Genomic DNA, 15,638 nt, shown 5'->3' with positions numbered 1-15,638 from the left:
CCATCCGACGGGCAATCTGTCACCCATGTTCCTGCAATTTTTCACCTCTCTGCGCGATGCGCAGGTCCCTGTGACGCTGCGCGAATACCTCACGCTGATGGAGGCGCTCGACGCCGACCTCGCGGACTACACGGTCGAGAATTTCTACTATTTGTCCCGCGCCTCGCTGGTGAAGGACGAGCGCAATCTCGACAAGTTCGACCGCGTCTTCGGCACGGTGTTCAAGGGGCTCGAGAGCCTGCTGGAGGCCATGGAGAAGGCGGAGATCCCCGAGGAGTGGCTGAAGAAGCTGGCCGAGAAATACCTCACCGAGGAGGAGAAGAAGCAGATCGAGGCCATGGGCTGGGACAAGCTCATGGAGACCCTGAAGAAGCGCCTGGAAGAGCAGAAGGGGCGACATCAGGGTGGCTCGAAGTGGATCGGCACCGCCGGCACCTCGCCGTTCGGCGCCTACGGCTACAATCCCGAAGGTGTCCGCATCGGCCAGGAGAAGAACCGCAACAACCGCGCCGTGAAGGTGTGGGACAAGCGCGAGTTCAAGGACCTCGACGGCAATGTCGAGCTCGGCATCCGCAACATCAAGGTGGCGCTGCGCCGCCTGCGCAAATTCGCGCGCACCGGCGCGCCGGACGAGCTCGATCTCGACACCACGATCCGCGAGACCGCCAATCACGGCTATCTCGACGTTCACATGCGTCCCGAGCGGCGCAATGCGGTGAAGCTCCTGGTGTTCTTCGACATCGGCGGCTCGATGGACGCGCATATCGAGCAGGTCGAGGAGCTGTTCTCGGCGGCGAAGAGCGAATTCAAGCACATGGAGTATTTCTACTTCCACAACTGCCTCTATGAAGGCGTGTGGAAGCAGAACAAGCGCCGCTTCACCGACCGCACGCCGACCTGGGACGTGCTGCACAAATACCCGCACGACTACAAGGTCGTGTTCGTCGGCGATGCCTCGATGTCGCCCTACGAGATCATGGTGCCGGGCGGCTCGGTCGAGCACGTCAACGAGGAGCCCGGCTCGGTCTGGCTCGACCGCATCATTCGCACCTATCCGCATTCGGTGTGGCTGAATCCGGTCCAGCAGAAGCACTGGGACTACTCGGAATCGACCACCATCATCCGCCGCATCTTCGCCAACCGCATGTTCCCGATCACCATCGAGGGGCTCGAGGGTGCGATGAAGGAATTGGCGCACTGACGCGACGAGGCCGGGCACTATCGGCAGCGTCGGTGTGCTCACTTTCCCTCTGTCGCTTGCGGAGGAGGGGGTATCGCGACGGGCGGCGCTCCCCGGGAGGAGAGAGCCCCAGCCGTGTCGCTTCGCGCCTTAACTTCCCCCGCAAGCGGGAGAGGTTGGATCGAGTGTGCGGCCGGCAGATGCCGCAACGACGGCTACGAATGAATTGAGGGAGACGCACCATGCCCCAGACCATCACCCGCGGCATCAAGGCGCTGATCGACGAGGCCAATGCCGAGATCGAGACGCTGTCGGCCAAGGACGCCATCGAGATCTCCAGGAACGGCGACGTCGTCATCGTCGACATCCGCGATCCCCGCGAGATCGAGCGTGACGGACGCATTCCCGGCGCCTTCTCCTGTACGCGCGGCATGCTCGAATTCTGGATCGATCCGCAGAGCCCCTACGCCAAGCCGATCTTCCAGGAGGACAAGAAGTTCGTCTTCCATTGCGCCGGCGGCCTGCGCTCCGCGCTCGCGGCCAAGACTGCGAAGGACATGGGCCTCAAGCCCGTCGCCCACATCGCCGGCGGCTACGCCGCCTGGCGCGATGCCGGTGGCCCGACGGAGCAGTGGGAGCCGAAGAAGAAGGGATGAGGTGAGCGACGCTTGCGCCACACATTCCGTCATGGCCGGGCGTGTCCCGGCCATCCACGTTCTCATCCGCGCGTCGAAAGACGTGGATGCCCGGGACAAGTCCGGGCATGACGACCGCGGATGCCGCCGGAGAGTACAGCAATGACTGAAGCCCCCACCGATCCCCTCGTCTCGACCGAATGGCTCGCCGCCCATATCAACGACGCCAACGTCAGGATTCTCGACGCCAGCTTCAAGCTGCCGGGCGTGCTGCCGCTGCCGAAGGACGACTATCTCGCCGCGCATCTGCCGGGGGCCGTGTTCTTCGACGTCGACGCGGTGTCGGATCATTCCGACCCGCTGCCGCACATGTTTCCGAGCGCCGAGCAGTTCGGCCGCGACGTCGGCGCCCTCGGCATCTCCAATGCCGACACCGTCGTGATCTACGATGCCGGCGGCTGGGTCGCCGCGCCGCGCGCGTGGTGGATGTTCCTGTCCTACGGCCACGGCAATGTGCGCATCCTCAACGGCGGCCTGAAGAAGTGGCGCGCCGAGGGCCGTGCGACCGAGAGCGGCGAAGCGAAGCCGAAGCCGGCGACCTTCAAGGCGAGCTACGATCCCAGGCGCGTGCGCAGCATGCAGCAGCTGATCGCCAACGTCGAAAGCCGCGCCGAGCAGGTGATCGACGCGCGCGCGGCCGAGCGTTTCGAGGGCCGTGCGCCGGAGCCGCGGCCCGGCATCCGCTCGGGTCACATCCCCGGCGCCCGCAACGTGCCCTACAATCTGCTGTTCGACGCCGCGACCGGCACGATGAAGCCGCTCGATGACCTGCGTGCCGCCTTCACCGGCGCCGGCGTCAAGCTGGATGCGCCGATCGTGACGAGTTGCGGCTCCGGCGTCTCTGCCGGCGTGCTCACGCTCGCGCTCTATCGGCTCGGTGTCACCGACACCGCGCTCTATGACGGCTCGTGGTCGGAATGGGGCCAGGCCGGCGGCCCGGCGATCGCGACCGGGCCGGCCTGAGCCTATCGCCGCGCGGTCGTTGCGGCCGAGGGCTGCGGCTGAAGGAACGGGTTGTAATTGTAGCTCTGCTGCATCTGTGGCGGCGGCGCATGGCGCACGACGCGGTGCCGTTTCTTCGCGCGCTGCGCACGTTGCTTGGCCGCCTTGCCGTCAGACGCGCTGCTGTCGGCTTTGGTTTTCGCAGGCTGGTCCTTCGAGCCCGTCGTCGCGGGATCGTTCAGCGCGGCGGTTTTGGTCCCGGTCGTTTCGGCTGCCGGCTGCGCCGCAACGGCGGTCGTCCCGGCGGGCGCTGGCTCGCTCGCCGTCGCGGTGGGCTTATCCGCGGGAATTGCTGCCGTCGTATCGGCGGGCGTGAGCGTGTCGGTCGGAGTCGGCTGGGCAGACTCCATGCGGGCCGGTTCGGCAGCGGGGGTTTCGGTCGTCGACGCGGCGTCGGCGACCTTCGGTTCCGGCTGCACGTCGGCCTCGGCGGCCGGCGCGGCGCTCTGTTCAGGCTCGTTCACCGGCAGTCCGACCGTCGGCACCTGATCCCGCAACGACGGCTCGGGGGCCGTCACCGCCGGCTCGACCTGCAGCGCGGCCAGCACAGGCTGGGCCGGTTCGGACGCCTGCGCGAACACGCGCTCCTGGGGGCCGGTCCGCCAGGAGGGATTGTTGACGTACTGCTCGTGGGTCGCCCGCAGGAGCGCTGCCGCTCCCAGGCCGAACACCAGGATGGAGGTCGAGAGCAGGATCGCGGCAAGCACGAAGCGGAGGCCGGGAAGCATCGGAAGCTGACGAATTTCCGCCCCGGCGGTGGAGCCAGGGCCCTTGAGCCATCTGAACGCGGTGACGGTACTGAATGCCGCGTTCGCCACGCGGGATGAAAGGGCAAAGCAGAGGCGAATCAGGCTGATTCGAACATACCGCAACGATTCCGTGCCGTTCCCCTAAAAGAGAGCGGGCGACTCCGGTAAATTGCGGGGTGATGCGATTTTGGTCCCGTGATGCAACGGGGCAACGGTGGCACCGCTGGATCACAAATCGCCAAATCAGGCGCCGATGAACCGGTTATGTCTTGAATGTGCCGCTATCTTCGGTCATGTGCCCTTAACGGCCGGATCGGGCCCGGGGACACTACAAGAGCGATGATGATCAAACACTTTCTGACGATATGCGCTGCCGCGACAGTCGCTGCGGCGGGAACCTCGATCGCACAGGCCCAGCAGAGCTACCAGGTCCAGCAGGCGCCGGTCTACGGCGCGCCTACCGAATATCGCGCGGGTGACCGCACGCCGAATTTCGACTCGCTGGATGACGAGGACGACGCGCCGCAGAATTCCGCCGCGCTGCCGCCGCCCGGCCCCGGCGGTCCGATCATGTCGCCGGACGATCCGCGCTATGGCCGCCCGGCCGGTGCGCCGGTCTACACGGCTGCCCCGTCGCAGGGACCGGTGATGTCGCCGGATGATCCGCGCTACGGCCGTCCTGCCGGCACGCCGGCGTACTCCGCCGCGCAGCCGCAGGGTCCCGTGATGTCGCCCGACGATCCCCGCTATGGCCGCCCCGCCGGTCCGCCCGCGGTGATCTATGGCGACCGTCCGGCGCAGCAGGCCACCGGTGATGGTCTGCGCCCGCCGGAGGCCGTCGGTGGCGCTGCCGCGCCCGGAACGGCTCAGGCGCCTGTCGGTGCCAACGGCCGGCCGATGACGGTCGCTTCGCTGCCGCCCGAGGAGCAGCCCGATGCCGCTCCCGCGCAGTTGCCGCAGAACCTGCGCCGCCAGGAAGTCTCCTTCCAGACCAAGGAGCCCGCCGGCACCATCGTGGTCGATACGCCGAACACCTATCTCTATTACGTCCTCGGCAACGGCCGTGCGATCCGCTACGGCGTCCGCGTCGGCCGCGACGGCTTCACCTGGACCGGCGTGCAGAAGATCACCCGCAAGGCCGAATGGCCGGATTGGCATCCGCCGGCCGAGATGATCGAGCGTCAGCCCTATCTGCCCCGCTTCATGGCCGGCGGTGAGGGCAATCCGCTCGGCGCCCGCGCGATGTATCTCGGTTCGACCGTCTATCGTATCCACGGCACGAACCAGCCTTCGACGATCGGCAAGTTCGTCTCCTCCGGCTGCATCGGCATGCTGAACGACGACGTCTCCGACCTGTTCGACCGCGTCAAGGTCGGCACCCGCGTGGTGGTGATGCCCGGTGGCAGCCCGCCGGCGGGAACGGCGACCGCCTCTGCCGCGCCGGCCCCCGGTGCCGCGCAGGCTCCGATGGCGGCCCAGGCCGGTCCGGTCCCCGGCACGCAGCCGACGGTCGTTCCGCCGCTGCCGGCTCCGGTCACCGTGCGCTAGGCGCTGCGAGACAATTCGGATCGAAGGGCGTGCCGTCGGCACGCCCTTTTTCGTTTCAGGCCAGCTTTCGCGGTATCTCGTGGCCCTTGGTCCAGGCGTCGATGGCATCGACCATCTGGCCGTAGTGGATGCGCAGCCCGTCCTCGGTCGCGTAGCCGAGATGCGGCGTCAGAACGAGATTGTCGAGCTTGCGGAAGGGGTGGTCCGTCGGCAGCGGCTCGACCGAGAACACGTCGAGGCCGGCACCCGCGATCTTCTTCGCCCGCAACGTCTCCAGCAGCGCGGCCTCGTCGATGATCGGTCCGCGCGCGGTGTTGACCAGGAAGGCCGTCGGCTTCATCCGGGCGAGATCAGCCGCGCCGACCAGGCCGCGCGAGCGGTCGCTCAGCACCACATGGATGGTGACGATGTCGGCCTTGGCGAACAGCTCTTCCTTGCTGGCATAGCCGACGCCGACCTCCCTGCACTTCTCCGGCGTCAGGTTCGGGCTCCAGGCGATCACGTTCATGCCGAACGCCTTCGCGATGTCTGCCATCTTGCTGCCGAGCTTGCCGAGCCCGACGATGCCGAGCGTCCGGCCCTCGATCTCCACACCGGCGAAGGTCTGCCAGGGCTCGCCCGCATGCATCCGCGCGTTCTCGCGGCCGATGCCGCGGGTCAGTTCCAGGATCAGGCCCATGGCGAGCGGGGCGGTCGGATCGCGGGAATATTGCGTGCCGCCGACGATCACCCCGCGTGCCTTCGCGGCCTCCATGTCGATCGCGGCGTTGCGCATGCCCGAGGTCAGCAGCAGCTTGAGCTTGGGCAAGGCTTCGAACAGGCTTTTCGGAAAGGCGGTACGCTCGCGCATCGCGCAGATGATGTCGACATCGGCAAGCGCGCTCGCCGCGGCCTGCTCCGAGGCGAAGGGTTGGCTGAACACGGTGACGTCGACCCGGTCGAACAGTTTCTGCCAGTCGGCGACGTCGAGGGCGAGGTTGAAATAGTCGTCGAGGATTGCACAGCGCAGCCGCGTCATCAGCGTTCATCCATGGCGAGAGGTGACGGCGCCGTGCGAGGCGCGCCGTCGACGGAACCGGGCCATGGTTGCGCGCAATCAGGGCCGTGCGCAAGCGGCTTGGATCCTCAAAACTGCGGCAGGGCTCGAATGTCTTTCAGACGCCTTTCAGATGTCCTTCAGACGTCTTCAGATGTCTTGGCGCTTCAGCCGGAGCGGCGTGTTCATGCCGTGCTTGGCGCGCCAGGCCGGGCCGGGGCCGCGCATGTAGTGCAGCTCGGGCCTGTAGGGGCTGAAGGCGGTCGCGAAGAAGCGCTTCCAGAAGCGCTTGATGTCCGTGCCCAACCCTGAGGCGTGTCCGGCTTCCGCCGGAACGGCGATGGAAGTGGTCTCGATCAGAGCCATGATGCGGCCTCGCTGTTCTCCCGTCCGTTCTGTGCGGGCGGCGCTTTTTTCAGCGCATCAGCGAGCTTTGGCCGGATTTATTAAAAGATGGTTTCAATTGTACGGATTGGCGGCCACATGGTGTCCGACCCGTATCCAACCGTGGTGAACGGACAGAAAACATTGCCCTTTTGGGGCGGGATCGCTACATCGGCGGCAAGCAAATGTCCTCAAATCGAAGGTTTCACGGGACCGATGGCGCGCCAGTTCATCTATTTCATGCAGGGCCTGACCAAGAGCTACCCGACCCGCAAGGTGCTCGATAACATTCACTTGTCGTTCTATCCGGACGCCAAGATCGGCGTTCTCGGCGTCAACGGCTCGGGCAAGTCGACCCTGCTCAAGATCATGGCCGGGCTCGACAAGGAATATTCGGGCGAGGCCTGGGTCGCCGAGGGGGCCCGCGTCGGCTATCTCGAGCAGGAACCGCATCTAGATCCGAAGCTCAGCGTCCGCGAGAACGTGATGCAGGGCGTCGCCAAGCAGAAGGCGATCCTCGACCGCTACAACGAACTCGCGGTCAATTATTCGGACGAGACCGCCGACGAGATGACCAAGCTGCAGGACGAGATCGAGGCCCAGGGCCTCTGGGATCTCGACAGCAAGGTCGACCAGGCCATGGACGCGCTGCGCTGCCCGTCCGACGACGCCGACGTGACGAAGCTGTCTGGTGGTGAGCGCCGCCGCGTCGCGCTGTGCCGCCTCCTGCTCGACCAGCCGGAACTGCTGCTGCTGGACGAACCGACCAACCATCTCGATGCCGAGTCGGTGTCGTGGCTGGAAGGCCATTTGCGCAACTACCCCGGCGCGATCCTGATCGTCACCCACGACCGCTACTTCCTCGACAACGTCACGAGCTGGATTCTCGAGCTCGATCGCGGCCGCGGCATTCCCTACGAAGGCAACTACTCGTCCTGGCTGATGCAGAAGCAGAAGCGGCTGGAGCAGGAAGGCCGCGAGGACGCTGCGCACCAGAAGACGCTGGCCCGCGAGCAGGAATGGGTCGCCTCCTCGCCGAAGGCGCGGCAGGCCAAGTCCAAGGCGCGCTACCAGCGCTACGAGGAACTGCTCAAGCAGGCGAGCGAGAAGCAGACCCAGACCGCGCAGATCATCATTCCCGTCGCCGAGCGGCTCGGCGCAAACGTGGTCGATTTCGAGACCCTCAGCAAAGGCTATGGCGATCGCCTGCTGATCGACGACCTCACCTTCAAGCTGCCGCCCGGCGGCATCGTCGGCGTGATCGGTGCCAACGGCGCCGGCAAGACCACGCTGTTCAAGATGATCACCAAGCAGGAAACGCCGGACAAGGGCACCATCACGGTCGGCGAGACCGTGCATCTCGGCTACGTCGACCAGTCGCGTGACGCGCTCGACGGCAAGAAGACGGTGTGGGAGGAGATCTCCGGCGGCAACGAGCTGATCCTGCTCGGCAAGAAGGAAGTGAACTCGCGCGGCTATTGCTCGTCGTTCAACTTCAAGGGCGCCGACCAGCAGAAGAAGGTCGGGGCGCTCTCGGGCGGTGAACGCAACCGCGTTCATCTCGCCAAGATGCTGAAGTCCGGCGCCAACGTGCTGTTGCTCGACGAACCGACCAACGACCTCGATGTCGACACGCTGCGCGCGCTCGAAGAGGCGCTGGAGGACTTCGCGGGCTGCGCCGTCATCATCAGCCATGATCGCTGGTTCCTCGACCGCATCGCGACCCACATCCTCGCCTTCGAAGGCGACAGCCATGTCGAATGGTTCGAAGGCAACTTCCAGGACTACGAAAAGGACAAGATGCGCCGCCTCGGCCAGGACAGCATCATTCCGCATCGCGTCAAGTACAAGAAGCTGACGCGGTGATCCCGGCATGATGCGGCGGGCGCTCATCGCTGCGGTGATCGCGGTCACCTGCGGCTGGTCGTCCGCCCGCGCTGCCGACGCGGCGTTCACGCAGTTCATCGCTTCGCTCTGGCCGGAGGCACAGGCCGCCGGCGTGTCGCGCGCGACGTTCGATGAACAGACCCGCGGGCTCGAGCCCGACTACAAGCTGCCCGACCTCATCCTGCCCGGGCGGCCCGCGACCGGCGCGCCGTCGCAGGCCGAGTTCGTGCAGGTGCCCGCCGACTACGTCAAGGAAGCCTCGATCGCGCGGCTCGCGGGCGAGGGGCAGCGCCTGCTGCAAAAATATCGCCCTGCGCTCAGCGAGATCGAGAAGCGGTCGGGCGTGCCGGCGACCGTCATGCTCGCGATCTGGGGCCGCGAGACCGACTATGGCCGCTACACGCTGCCTTACGACCTGGTGCGTGTGCTGGCGACGCAGGCCTATGTGGGTCGGCGCAAGGACACCTATCGCAACGAGTTCATCCTCTCGCTCAAGATTCTCGGAGAGGGCGTAGTGACGCGCAAGGACATGCGTTCGTCCTGGGCGGGCGCCACCGGGCTCACGCAATTCCTGCCGTCCGAATACTACAAGCATGGAGTCGATTTCGACGGCGATGGCCGGATCGACATCTGGCATTCGGTGCCGGATGCGCTGGCATCGGCCGCGCAGCAGCTCGTCAACAAGGGCTGGCAGAGCGGCGTGCGCTGGGCTTACGAGGTGCAGGCGCCCGCCAAGGTCGATTGCACCAGCGGCGTGCCCGAGGTCACCAAGCCGATCGGCCAGTGGCTGCGTGATGGTTTCGTGCCGGTGCGTGGACAGAAACTCAGCGCGGCCGAACAGGCCCAGCCCGCTTCGCTGCTGCAGCCGGAAGGCATCTACGGCCCGTCGTTCCTGACCACGAAGAACTACTTCGTCATCAAGGAGTACAATTTCTCCGACCTCTACGTGCTGTTCGTCGGTCATCTCAGCGACCGCATGACGAGCCCGCTGCCGTTCGCGACGCCCTGGTCCGCCTCCAAGCAATTGCGCACGAAGGACGTGGAAACCATGCAGCGCGGCCTCACGCGCGTCGGGCTCTACAAGGACAAGATCGACGGCAAGGCCGGCATGCAGACGCGCGCGGCGCTCGGCGCCTACCAGAAATCGGCAGGCCTGAAGGTCGATTGCTGGCCGAGCGAAGAGGTGCTGCGTTCGATCCAGGCGGCGCGCTAGATCGAGCCGCTCTCGCGTCAGGAAAGCCGATGCCTCCGCTGGAGATCGCCGAACCCTTGTTCGTCAGGGACGCCTTGGCGAAGGCCAGGGAGCAGGGCTCCTAGGCGGCCCCTCGAATGACCGGCAAACAAAAAGCCCGGCCGATGGTCTCGGCCGGGCCTCGATCGCGGCGCGCATGCGCCGTGCGATCAGATCAGTAGCAGACGCGAACCGGGCGGACGACCCAGCCGTAACCGTCCCAATAGCGCTGGCGCTGCCAGTAGCAGGGCGGGGGCGGCGGGGCGGGTTCGGCCACGTAGACCGGGCCACCATAGGCCGGACGGCTCGACGCGATAGCGCCGCCGACGATCGCGCCGCCGATCAGGCCAGCCGCGATGCCGGCGCCGACGCCGTCACCGGCTTTGGCGGGCGGAGTGGCGGTCACCAGCGAACCGGCGATCGTCGCAACCGTGAGGGCGGCAACAATAGTCTTCTTCATGCTCTTGGCTCTCCTGAGAGATGGACGCACCTTGTCAGATACGCCCGGGTTTCAAAGGTTCACGCACACTGTGTTGGAATTGACCGTGCAGCTAGGAAGCGCGCAATTGGTCAATCCACGGTAAACGCACACGGAGCTGTGACGAGAAAAAGCGGTCTTTTTCAGGCCCCAAGATGAACGGCGCGTACGGAGTGAACCGGCTTTCGGCGCCTTATCCACAGACCCGAACGCGGCGCACACGCCAGGCGTAGCCGTCCCAGAAGCGCTGCCGCTGCCAGACACAGCCGCCGCCGTAGTAGCCGTCGGCGACATAGCCCGGACCCGGCGCGTAGTAGTGGGGCGGGTAGTAGCCGGGGCCGCCGCCATAATAGTAGCCCGGGCCGGGGCCTGGTCCGTAGTAATACGGAGATGCCAGTGCGCCGCCGACGATGGCGCCGCCGATGATCCCGGCGGCCACGCCTGCAGCGACGCCGCGCTGCGCCTGGGCGGGCCCCGCGGCCGAGAGGGCCAGAACGGCGGCAGCCGCAGCTGCCAGGAGCGATTTCTTCATTTGCCTCAACCTTTCACACGGACACAGAGGAACTCTTTGGGGATCAAGGTTCCATACTTCACTTGAACGATCAATGAACGACACCCAGGAGGGGTGCGACCAATTGGTAGGTGTCTCAAGTCCAAGAGGAAGACGACAATGGGCAGCCCAATGACCGGTGCGCTGATTGCGGCCACGATCGCCCTCGCGCTTGGCTACGGCTGGTTCGCCCGTCTCCAGACCCGCGGCCGGCGCCCGCGTGCGGCGGCCGGCGGCGATGGCGGCGGCGGTGACGGCTATACCGGGACGGCTGACGGCCTTTCGCTCGGGAGCTGGTTTTCCAGCGACAGTTCCGGAAGCTCTTCCGACAGCAACTGCTCCGCGAGCGATAGCGGTGGTGGGGCGGATTGCGGAGGCGGCGACGGTGGAGGAGGCGGGGGTGGCGACTAGCTACGCCGCAATCCCGATTGAGCAAAAACCTCTATTTTAGAGCCGTTCCAAGCTGGTTCCGCCCAGTTTGGAATAGCTTCAAACATGGGTTTTTCCTTTTGCATCCGGACGGCCCGTTAAATATCGATGATGACGCATCACCGAAGGGCTTGCCGCTTTCCATGATCGTCTGTTCCTGTAACGTGCTGAGCGATGACGACGTCCGCGCTGCCGTCGCCGAGTCCGACGACGCCGTGCGTCACGCGAAGCAGGTCTATGGGTGCCTCGGTTGCAGTGCCGAATGCGGCCGCTGTGCACGGACGATCAAGACCATCATCGACGAAGCGCTCGGCCCCTGTGCCAAGTCCTGCTGCGCAGGTTGCCCGCACACCCACACGGTTGCGGCCAACGACGAGGCGGCTGAGCCTGCCGACTTCGCGCTCGCGGCCTGCTGAAACCTCACCACACCCCGGTTTGAGATTATCCCCGGTTGCGCCTCCGTAGCCGGTTGCCCTCGTTCCCAAACTGTTTTAGAAGCGTTCTAAATTCGGCTTTAGGCCGATTTGGACTGCTAGAGCTGGAGTGAATCATGCAGGGCGACGCAAAAGTCATCGATTATCTCAACAAGTCACTGCGTCACGAACTGACTGCGATCAATCAGTACTGGCTGCACTACCGCTTCCTCGACAATTGGGGCCTACTGGAGATGGCCAAGGTCTGGCGCAAGGAATCCATCGAGGAGATGGAGCACGCCGACAAGCTCACCGCCCGCATCCTGTTCTTCGACGGCTTCCCGAACATGCAGGTGCTCGATCCCCTGCGCATCGGCCAGAACGTCAAGGAGATCATCGAATGCGATCTCGCGGCCGAGATGAGCGCCCGGGCGCTCTACCAGGAAGCGGCGACCTACTGCCACAGCGTGAAGGACTACGTCACGCGTGACCTGTTCGAGAAGCTGATGAGCGACGAGGAGCACCACATCGACTTCCTCGAAACCCAGCTCGACCTGATCGGCCGCATCGGCCTCGAACTCTACACCCAGAAGCACGTCGGCGGCCTCGAGGGCGAAGGTCACTAAGACGCCTCCGCTCTCCACTCGTCGTGGCCGGGCTTGTCCCGGCCACAAGCGCGACGGCAAGGAAGACGCGCATGCCCGGGGCAAGCCCGGGCATGACGGTCTCATCAATAACGAAAGCCTGCCTAAAGCTGCGTTTGGTAGCGCGCTTCCACGATGTCCTGGCTTTCCGGTTCGCCGAGACTGGTCTGGTCGTGGATCACCTCGCTGATGCTCGGCATCACCGAGCGCTGCACTTTCTCCGGCGACCAAAGCTTCGAGCGCATCAGCGCCTTGCCGCAATGGAAATAGACTTCGCTGACGGCGACGTTCAGCACCGCGCGTGGAGGCTTGCCGAACTCCACCATGGACGCAAGCAGTTCGGGATCGACCGACAACGTGCCTCGTCCGCCGACGCGCAGCGTCTCGTCGATACCGGGCACGAAAAACAACAGATGCACGAAGCCCGAGCCCTCGACGACGTTCCTGAAGCTGTCGATCCGGTTGTTGCCCGAACGGTCGGGCATCAATAGCCGGTTGGGGCCGGCGACGTGGACGAAGCCGATGCTTCCGCCGCGCGGCGAGGCGTCGACGCTGCCGTCCGCGCCCGATGTCGCAAGCACGCAGAACGGCGACATCTCGATGAATTTCTTCGCATGCACATCGATCGCGGGGCGGGCTTTCGCGATCACGCGGGGAGTCGGTTTCGGATAGATGGCGGCGAGATCTTCGGCGCAAAGATCGGTCACGAAAGTCTCCCTGATTGGATGCCCAAGAATACCACTCCGCCGCCTGACTGCTATCCCCGTTTTGTGGCGCGCTCCCCGCGCGGCTCATAGGCAGCCGTCGTCGCGCGATTTTGGCTAAACCGCATCTGCCGGAACGAAACAGCTGATGATGATCGCGCCGCGGTGATGGACGTACCACACGACGGCTTCGCCGACCGGATTGCCTCGGTCGCGAATGATCGCGCGCTCGGGCACAGCCATCCATTGTCCCTCGATCGGGACCCAATAGGTGCCGTCGCGCACGTCGTATTCGGTGCGATGGCCATCCGATATATCGCAGCAGGGAACGCCGTTCGGCGCCATCACGCTCTTGAACCAAGCGCGGATGTCGGGCGGGACATTGTCGTATTGCCCGTTGTCGAATGCGAAGGCGGCACCGGTCATCGCGGCCAGCCAGACACACAGCGCGAGCTTGTGCATGCGCTCCTCCATCGCATGTCGATTCGGATCGTTGACGCGATTAAGCCCGAGCCGTCAGGTCATTGCATGCTCAAATAATATGCGTCGCCGATGATGCGCCGCGATATATGCGAGCGCCTGCGACCCTACATGGTTCGCTGCGGTGCGGTCTGCAGTAATTGGCGGATCTGCTCGCTGTAAAATTTCGCACTGCCCGTGGTGCCGTGACCGCGCGTCTCCGTGCTGGCGGGGATCAGGTACAGGCGCCCGTTGCCGACCCGCTTCATCGCGGCCTCCGTGATGCCGGTCTCGGGCGGGTTGCGTTCGTCGTCGGCCGAGTTGATCAGCAGCAACGGCGCTTCGATCTGCTCGAGGCCGGCGGCGGCGTTGTAATCGTGCGAGGCTTCCCATTGATAGACGAAGTCGTTCGCATCGGCGGTCACGGGCGAGGCGAGCCGCTCGTCGACGATCCTGTCCGCTTTCGCCGCCGTCGGCGCCTGTGATTGATACGCGCGTTCCGCCGATGCTCGCGATCCCGTAGGCGGTGATGGCGTATTTCATCATGCGCGGCTGGCTGGTGTAATTGCCGCCGTTGTAGTCGGGGTCGTTGCGGATGGTGTCCAGCATGATCCGCCGCAGCATCCAGTTGCGCGACGCCATCTCGGTCGGCTGCGATGCCATCGGGATCAGGGCGTCCATCGCCTTCGGATATTTCTCACCCCACAGCCAGGTGTGCATGCCGCCCATCGAATTGCCGATGACGAGACGCAAATGCTTGATGCCGAGGCCTTGCGTCACCAGCAGATGCTGCGCCTCCACCATGTCGTCGTAGTCGTATTTCGGAAAGCTCGTCTTCATTCCGTCGGAGGGTTTCGACGATTGGCCATGGCCGATGCCATCGGGAATGATGATGTAATATCTGGATGCATCGAGCGGCTGGTCGGCGCCGAACAGCTCGCCGGCGAACGCGGGCGTCAGCATGTTCGCGGCCGATGCGCCCGATCCGTGCAGCACCAGTACGGGCTGGCCGCTCGGCTCGCCGACGGTGGTGTAGTGGAGCCGCAACTCCGGCATGACCTCGCCGGTGTGGAACTTGAAATCCCTCGCGATCCAGTCGCCCTGTTTGGGAACCGGATAATCGGCGGCCATGGCCGGCATCGCGATGGACAGCAGAATGGCCGACAGTGCCGCGCGGGACGCCCTCATGTTTCTCTCCATGCGGCTCTCGACGGCGGCCGCGTTGCCGCGAAGCTTAGCAGAAGCCTCCGGGAGGATGTAGGATTTCGGCTCCGCCGATCGTCTTCAGGGAAACAACGGGAGAGGCTGCATGTGCCGCAACATCAAGACGCTGTTCAACTTCGAGCCGCCGGCGACGGAAGACGAGATCCACGCCAGCGCGCTGCAGTTCGTGCGGAAGCTGTCCGGCTTCAACAAGCCGTCGCAGGCCAATGAAGCGGCGTTCGAGCGTGCGGTCGCGGAGGTGTCGGAGGCCGCGCGCCGCCTCCTGACCTCCTTGCACACCCACGCGCCCGCGCGCGATCGCGAGGTCGAGGCCGAGAAGGCCAAGGAGCGTTCCCGACTTCGCTTCGGCTGACGATCGCAAACGACCGCTGCGTGATCTGGCTCACGCTCGGAGCGGCTTCAACGTGCGATGATGTTTGCCGGGGTTTTGATAACCGGGAGCACGACCATGAGCCGCCCCCTTCTTCCGCTGAAAGCGGGTGCCATCGTTTTCACGCTGCTATGGACCGCGTGGATGATGTGGTGGAGCGGCTCGTTCAGCGGCGCTGGTGTCGCGATCCTGGCGCTGTGCGGGGCCGCCGTCGGCTATCTCTGGTATCGCGCCATGCGCTGGCAGTTCGAGCGCATGGGCATAGTGCCGCGCAAGGACGATTCACCTCGCGTTTCGTGATCACGCCGCGCCTCCTGACGCGGTGCAACGAACGGGCAATTGCCGGCCGCTAGTCCTTGTGGCCGTGCTTCTTCTTCTTTTTCTTCCTCTTGTGATCGCCGTCCTCGGCCTCGTCGCTGTCGTCATCGGCGAATGCGTCGTCGGTCTCCTGCACGGCGGCTTCGAGGGCCTCGCGCTCGGCTGCCTCCCGCTCGCGCTGGCGGCGGCGCTCGTCCCAGGCGTCGAAGAGCTGTTCCAGCCACGGCATCACCTGTTCGATCGAGGGCAGTTGGCCCGGAGGCCCTGGCTCGCCGCGCGGGCCCTGCGGACCGGCGGGGCCCTGCGCTCCCGGCTTGCCCTGCGGACCGGCCTCGCC

18 protein-coding genes and 2 pseudogenes are annotated in these 15,638 nt (G+C 65.2%); 11 read left to right on the top strand and 9 right to left on the bottom strand.

Annotated elements, in window-relative coordinates:
• Positions 1–25 precede the first annotated feature (25 nt).
• From QM712_RS19510 to sseA, 3 genes are all read left to right on the top strand, one after another.
• Complete coding sequence (locus tag QM712_RS19510; protein WP_415024763.1) at positions 26–1,201, top strand: vWA domain-containing protein; 1,176 nt, start codon at positions 26–28, stop codon at positions 1,199–1,201.
• 221 nt (positions 1,202–1,422) lie between these two features.
• The gene (locus tag QM712_RS19505) at positions 1,423–1,836 is read left to right on the top strand and encodes a rhodanese-like domain-containing protein (protein WP_415024762.1); all 414 of its coding nucleotides are present in this window, start codon (positions 1,423–1,425) and stop codon (positions 1,834–1,836) included.
• A 141-nt stretch (positions 1,837–1,977) separates the two neighbouring features.
• Positions 1,978–2,838: a 3-mercaptopyruvate sulfurtransferase gene (gene sseA / locus QM712_RS19500; protein WP_415024761.1), complete on the top strand. Its 861-nt coding sequence runs from the start codon at positions 1,978–1,980 to the stop codon at positions 2,836–2,838.
• A gap of 2 nt (positions 2,839–2,840) precedes the next feature.
• Here the strand turns inward: sseA and QM712_RS19495 are convergent, their stop codons facing one another.
• Complete coding sequence (locus QM712_RS19495) at positions 2,841–3,695, bottom strand: hypothetical protein (RefSeq protein ID WP_415024760.1); 855 nt, start codon at positions 3,693–3,695, stop codon at positions 2,841–2,843.
• A 273-nt stretch (positions 3,696–3,968) separates the two neighbouring features.
• Between QM712_RS19495 and QM712_RS19490 the strand changes: the two genes are divergently transcribed.
• Positions 3,969–5,174, top strand: a complete 1,206-nt coding sequence (locus tag QM712_RS19490) for a L,D-transpeptidase family protein (RefSeq protein ID WP_415024759.1) — start codon at positions 3,969–3,971, stop codon at positions 5,172–5,174.
• A 55-nt stretch (positions 5,175–5,229) separates the two neighbouring features.
• On the opposite strand, the gene QM712_RS19485 is transcribed toward QM712_RS19490, so the two are convergent.
• Positions 5,230–6,192, bottom strand: a complete 963-nt coding sequence (locus tag QM712_RS19485) for a D-2-hydroxyacid dehydrogenase family protein (RefSeq protein WP_415024758.1) — start codon at positions 6,190–6,192, stop codon at positions 5,230–5,232.
• Positions 6,193–6,360: 168 nt separating this feature from the next.
• The gene (locus QM712_RS19480; protein WP_415024757.1) at positions 6,361–6,576 is read right to left on the bottom strand and encodes a hypothetical protein; all 216 of its coding nucleotides are present in this window, start codon (positions 6,574–6,576) and stop codon (positions 6,361–6,363) included.
• Positions 6,577–6,810: 234 nt separating this feature from the next.
• Here QM712_RS19480 and ettA point away from each other — a divergent pair, with 234 nt between their 5' ends.
• Complete coding sequence (gene ettA / locus QM712_RS19475; protein ID WP_415024756.1) at positions 6,811–8,460, top strand: energy-dependent translational throttle protein EttA; 1,650 nt, start codon at positions 6,811–6,813, stop codon at positions 8,458–8,460.
• 7 nt (positions 8,461–8,467) lie between these two features.
• Positions 8,468–9,694: a lytic murein transglycosylase gene (locus QM712_RS19470; protein WP_415024755.1), complete on the top strand. Its 1,227-nt coding sequence runs from the start codon at positions 8,468–8,470 to the stop codon at positions 9,692–9,694.
• Positions 9,695–9,887: 193 nt separating this feature from the next.
• On the opposite strand, the gene QM712_RS19465 is transcribed toward QM712_RS19470, so the two are convergent.
• A complete protein-coding gene (locus QM712_RS19465; protein WP_415024754.1) occupies positions 9,888–10,172 on the bottom strand; it encodes a hypothetical protein in 285 nt (94 codons plus the stop codon).
• A gap of 211 nt (positions 10,173–10,383) precedes the next feature.
• A complete protein-coding gene (locus QM712_RS19460) occupies positions 10,384–10,722 on the bottom strand; it encodes a hypothetical protein (RefSeq protein WP_415024753.1) in 339 nt (112 codons plus the stop codon).
• Between the two features lie 138 nt (positions 10,723–10,860).
• On the opposite strand from QM712_RS19460, the gene QM712_RS19455 reads away from it, so the two are divergent.
• The 3 genes from QM712_RS19455 to bfr all read left to right on the top strand — a co-directional run bounded on the left by QM712_RS19455 (position 10,861) and on the right by bfr (position 12,208).
• Positions 10,861–11,151, top strand: coding sequence for a hypothetical protein (locus QM712_RS19455; protein ID WP_415024752.1), 291 nt, complete (start codon positions 10,861–10,863; stop codon positions 11,149–11,151).
• A gap of 161 nt (positions 11,152–11,312) precedes the next feature.
• Positions 11,313–11,585 (top strand): bacterioferritin-associated ferredoxin, encoded by a 273-nt coding sequence (locus tag QM712_RS19450; protein WP_415024816.1) that lies wholly within the window; start codon positions 11,313–11,315, stop codon positions 11,583–11,585.
• Between the two features lie 134 nt (positions 11,586–11,719).
• Complete coding sequence (gene bfr / locus QM712_RS19445) at positions 11,720–12,208, top strand: bacterioferritin (RefSeq protein WP_415024751.1); 489 nt, start codon at positions 11,720–11,722, stop codon at positions 12,206–12,208.
• Between the two features lie 122 nt (positions 12,209–12,330).
• Here the strand turns inward: bfr and QM712_RS19440 are convergent, their stop codons facing one another.
• The 3 genes and pseudogenes from QM712_RS19440 to QM712_RS19430 form a co-directional block, all read right to left on the bottom strand.
• Entirely contained in the window at positions 12,331–12,933 is a 603-nt protein-coding gene (locus QM712_RS19440; protein WP_415024750.1) for a pyridoxamine 5'-phosphate oxidase family protein, read from the bottom strand.
• A gap of 114 nt (positions 12,934–13,047) precedes the next feature.
• Complete coding sequence (locus tag QM712_RS19435) at positions 13,048–13,392, bottom strand: hypothetical protein (protein WP_415024749.1); 345 nt, start codon at positions 13,390–13,392, stop codon at positions 13,048–13,050.
• Positions 13,393–13,517: 125 nt separating this feature from the next.
• Positions 13,518–14,577 (bottom strand): annotated as a pseudogene (locus tag QM712_RS19430) (alpha/beta fold hydrolase).
• A 121-nt stretch (positions 14,578–14,698) separates the two neighbouring features.
• On the opposite strand from QM712_RS19430, the gene QM712_RS19425 reads away from it, so the two are divergent.
• Together QM712_RS19425 and QM712_RS19420 are read left to right on the top strand one after the other, a co-directional pair.
• The gene (locus QM712_RS19425) at positions 14,699–14,965 is read left to right on the top strand and encodes a DUF2277 domain-containing protein (protein WP_092297789.1); all 267 of its coding nucleotides are present in this window, start codon (positions 14,699–14,701) and stop codon (positions 14,963–14,965) included.
• Between the two features lie 96 nt (positions 14,966–15,061).
• A complete protein-coding gene (locus QM712_RS19420; protein ID WP_415024748.1) occupies positions 15,062–15,283 on the top strand; it encodes a hypothetical protein in 222 nt (73 codons plus the stop codon).
• Between the two features lie 49 nt (positions 15,284–15,332).
• Here the strand turns inward: QM712_RS19420 and QM712_RS19415 are convergent.
• Positions 15,333–15,638 (bottom strand): annotated as a pseudogene (locus QM712_RS19415) (collagen-like protein); the annotation flags it as partial.

The organism is Bradyrhizobium sp. (genome assembly GCF_047605465.1).
Lineage (GTDB): Bacteria > Pseudomonadota > Alphaproteobacteria > Rhizobiales > Xanthobacteraceae > Bradyrhizobium.
This window is presented reverse-complemented; position numbering and strand designations above follow the sequence as displayed.

What these genes read in the sequence shown, in the direction of transcription:
- QM712_RS19480 (WP_415024757.1), bottom strand. Translation starts at nt 6,576, where the DNA reads ATGGCTCTGATCGAGACCACTTCCATCGCCGTTCCGGCGGAAGCCGGA.
- QM712_RS19420 (WP_415024748.1), top strand. Translation starts at nt 15,062, where the DNA reads ATGAGCCGCCCCCTTCTTCCGCTGAAAGCGGGTGCCATCGTTTTCACG.
- ettA (WP_415024756.1), top strand. Translation starts at nt 6,811, where the DNA reads ATGGCGCGCCAGTTCATCTATTTCATGCAGGGCCTGACCAAGAGCTAC.
- QM712_RS19465 (WP_415024754.1), bottom strand. Translation starts at nt 10,172, where the DNA reads ATGAAGAAGACTATTGTTGCCGCCCTCACGGTTGCGACGATCGCCGGT.
- QM712_RS19470 (WP_415024755.1), top strand. Translation starts at nt 8,468, where the DNA reads ATGATGCGGCGGGCGCTCATCGCTGCGGTGATCGCGGTCACCTGCGGC.
- QM712_RS19460 (WP_415024753.1), bottom strand. Translation starts at nt 10,722, where the DNA reads ATGAAGAAATCGCTCCTGGCAGCTGCGGCTGCCGCCGTTCTGGCCCTC.
- QM712_RS19450 (WP_415024816.1), top strand. Translation starts at nt 11,313, where the DNA reads ATGATCGTCTGTTCCTGTAACGTGCTGAGCGATGACGACGTCCGCGCT.
- QM712_RS19505 (WP_415024762.1), top strand. Translation starts at nt 1,423, where the DNA reads ATGCCCCAGACCATCACCCGCGGCATCAAGGCGCTGATCGACGAGGCC.
- QM712_RS19455 (WP_415024752.1), top strand. Translation starts at nt 10,861, where the DNA reads ATGGGCAGCCCAATGACCGGTGCGCTGATTGCGGCCACGATCGCCCTC.
- QM712_RS19490 (WP_415024759.1), top strand. Translation starts at nt 3,969, where the DNA reads ATGATCAAACACTTTCTGACGATATGCGCTGCCGCGACAGTCGCTGCG.
- sseA (WP_415024761.1), top strand. Translation starts at nt 1,978, where the DNA reads ATGACTGAAGCCCCCACCGATCCCCTCGTCTCGACCGAATGGCTCGCC.
- QM712_RS19485 (WP_415024758.1), bottom strand. Translation starts at nt 6,192, where the DNA reads ATGACGCGGCTGCGCTGTGCAATCCTCGACGACTATTTCAACCTCGCC.
- QM712_RS19435 (WP_415024749.1), bottom strand. Translation starts at nt 13,392, where the DNA reads ATGCACAAGCTCGCGCTGTGTGTCTGGCTGGCCGCGATGACCGGTGCC.
- bfr (WP_415024751.1), top strand. Translation starts at nt 11,720, where the DNA reads ATGCAGGGCGACGCAAAAGTCATCGATTATCTCAACAAGTCACTGCGT.
- QM712_RS19425 (WP_092297789.1), top strand. Translation starts at nt 14,699, where the DNA reads ATGTGCCGCAACATCAAGACGCTGTTCAACTTCGAGCCGCCGGCGACG.
- QM712_RS19510 (WP_415024763.1), top strand. Translation starts at nt 26, where the DNA reads ATGTTCCTGCAATTTTTCACCTCTCTGCGCGATGCGCAGGTCCCTGTG.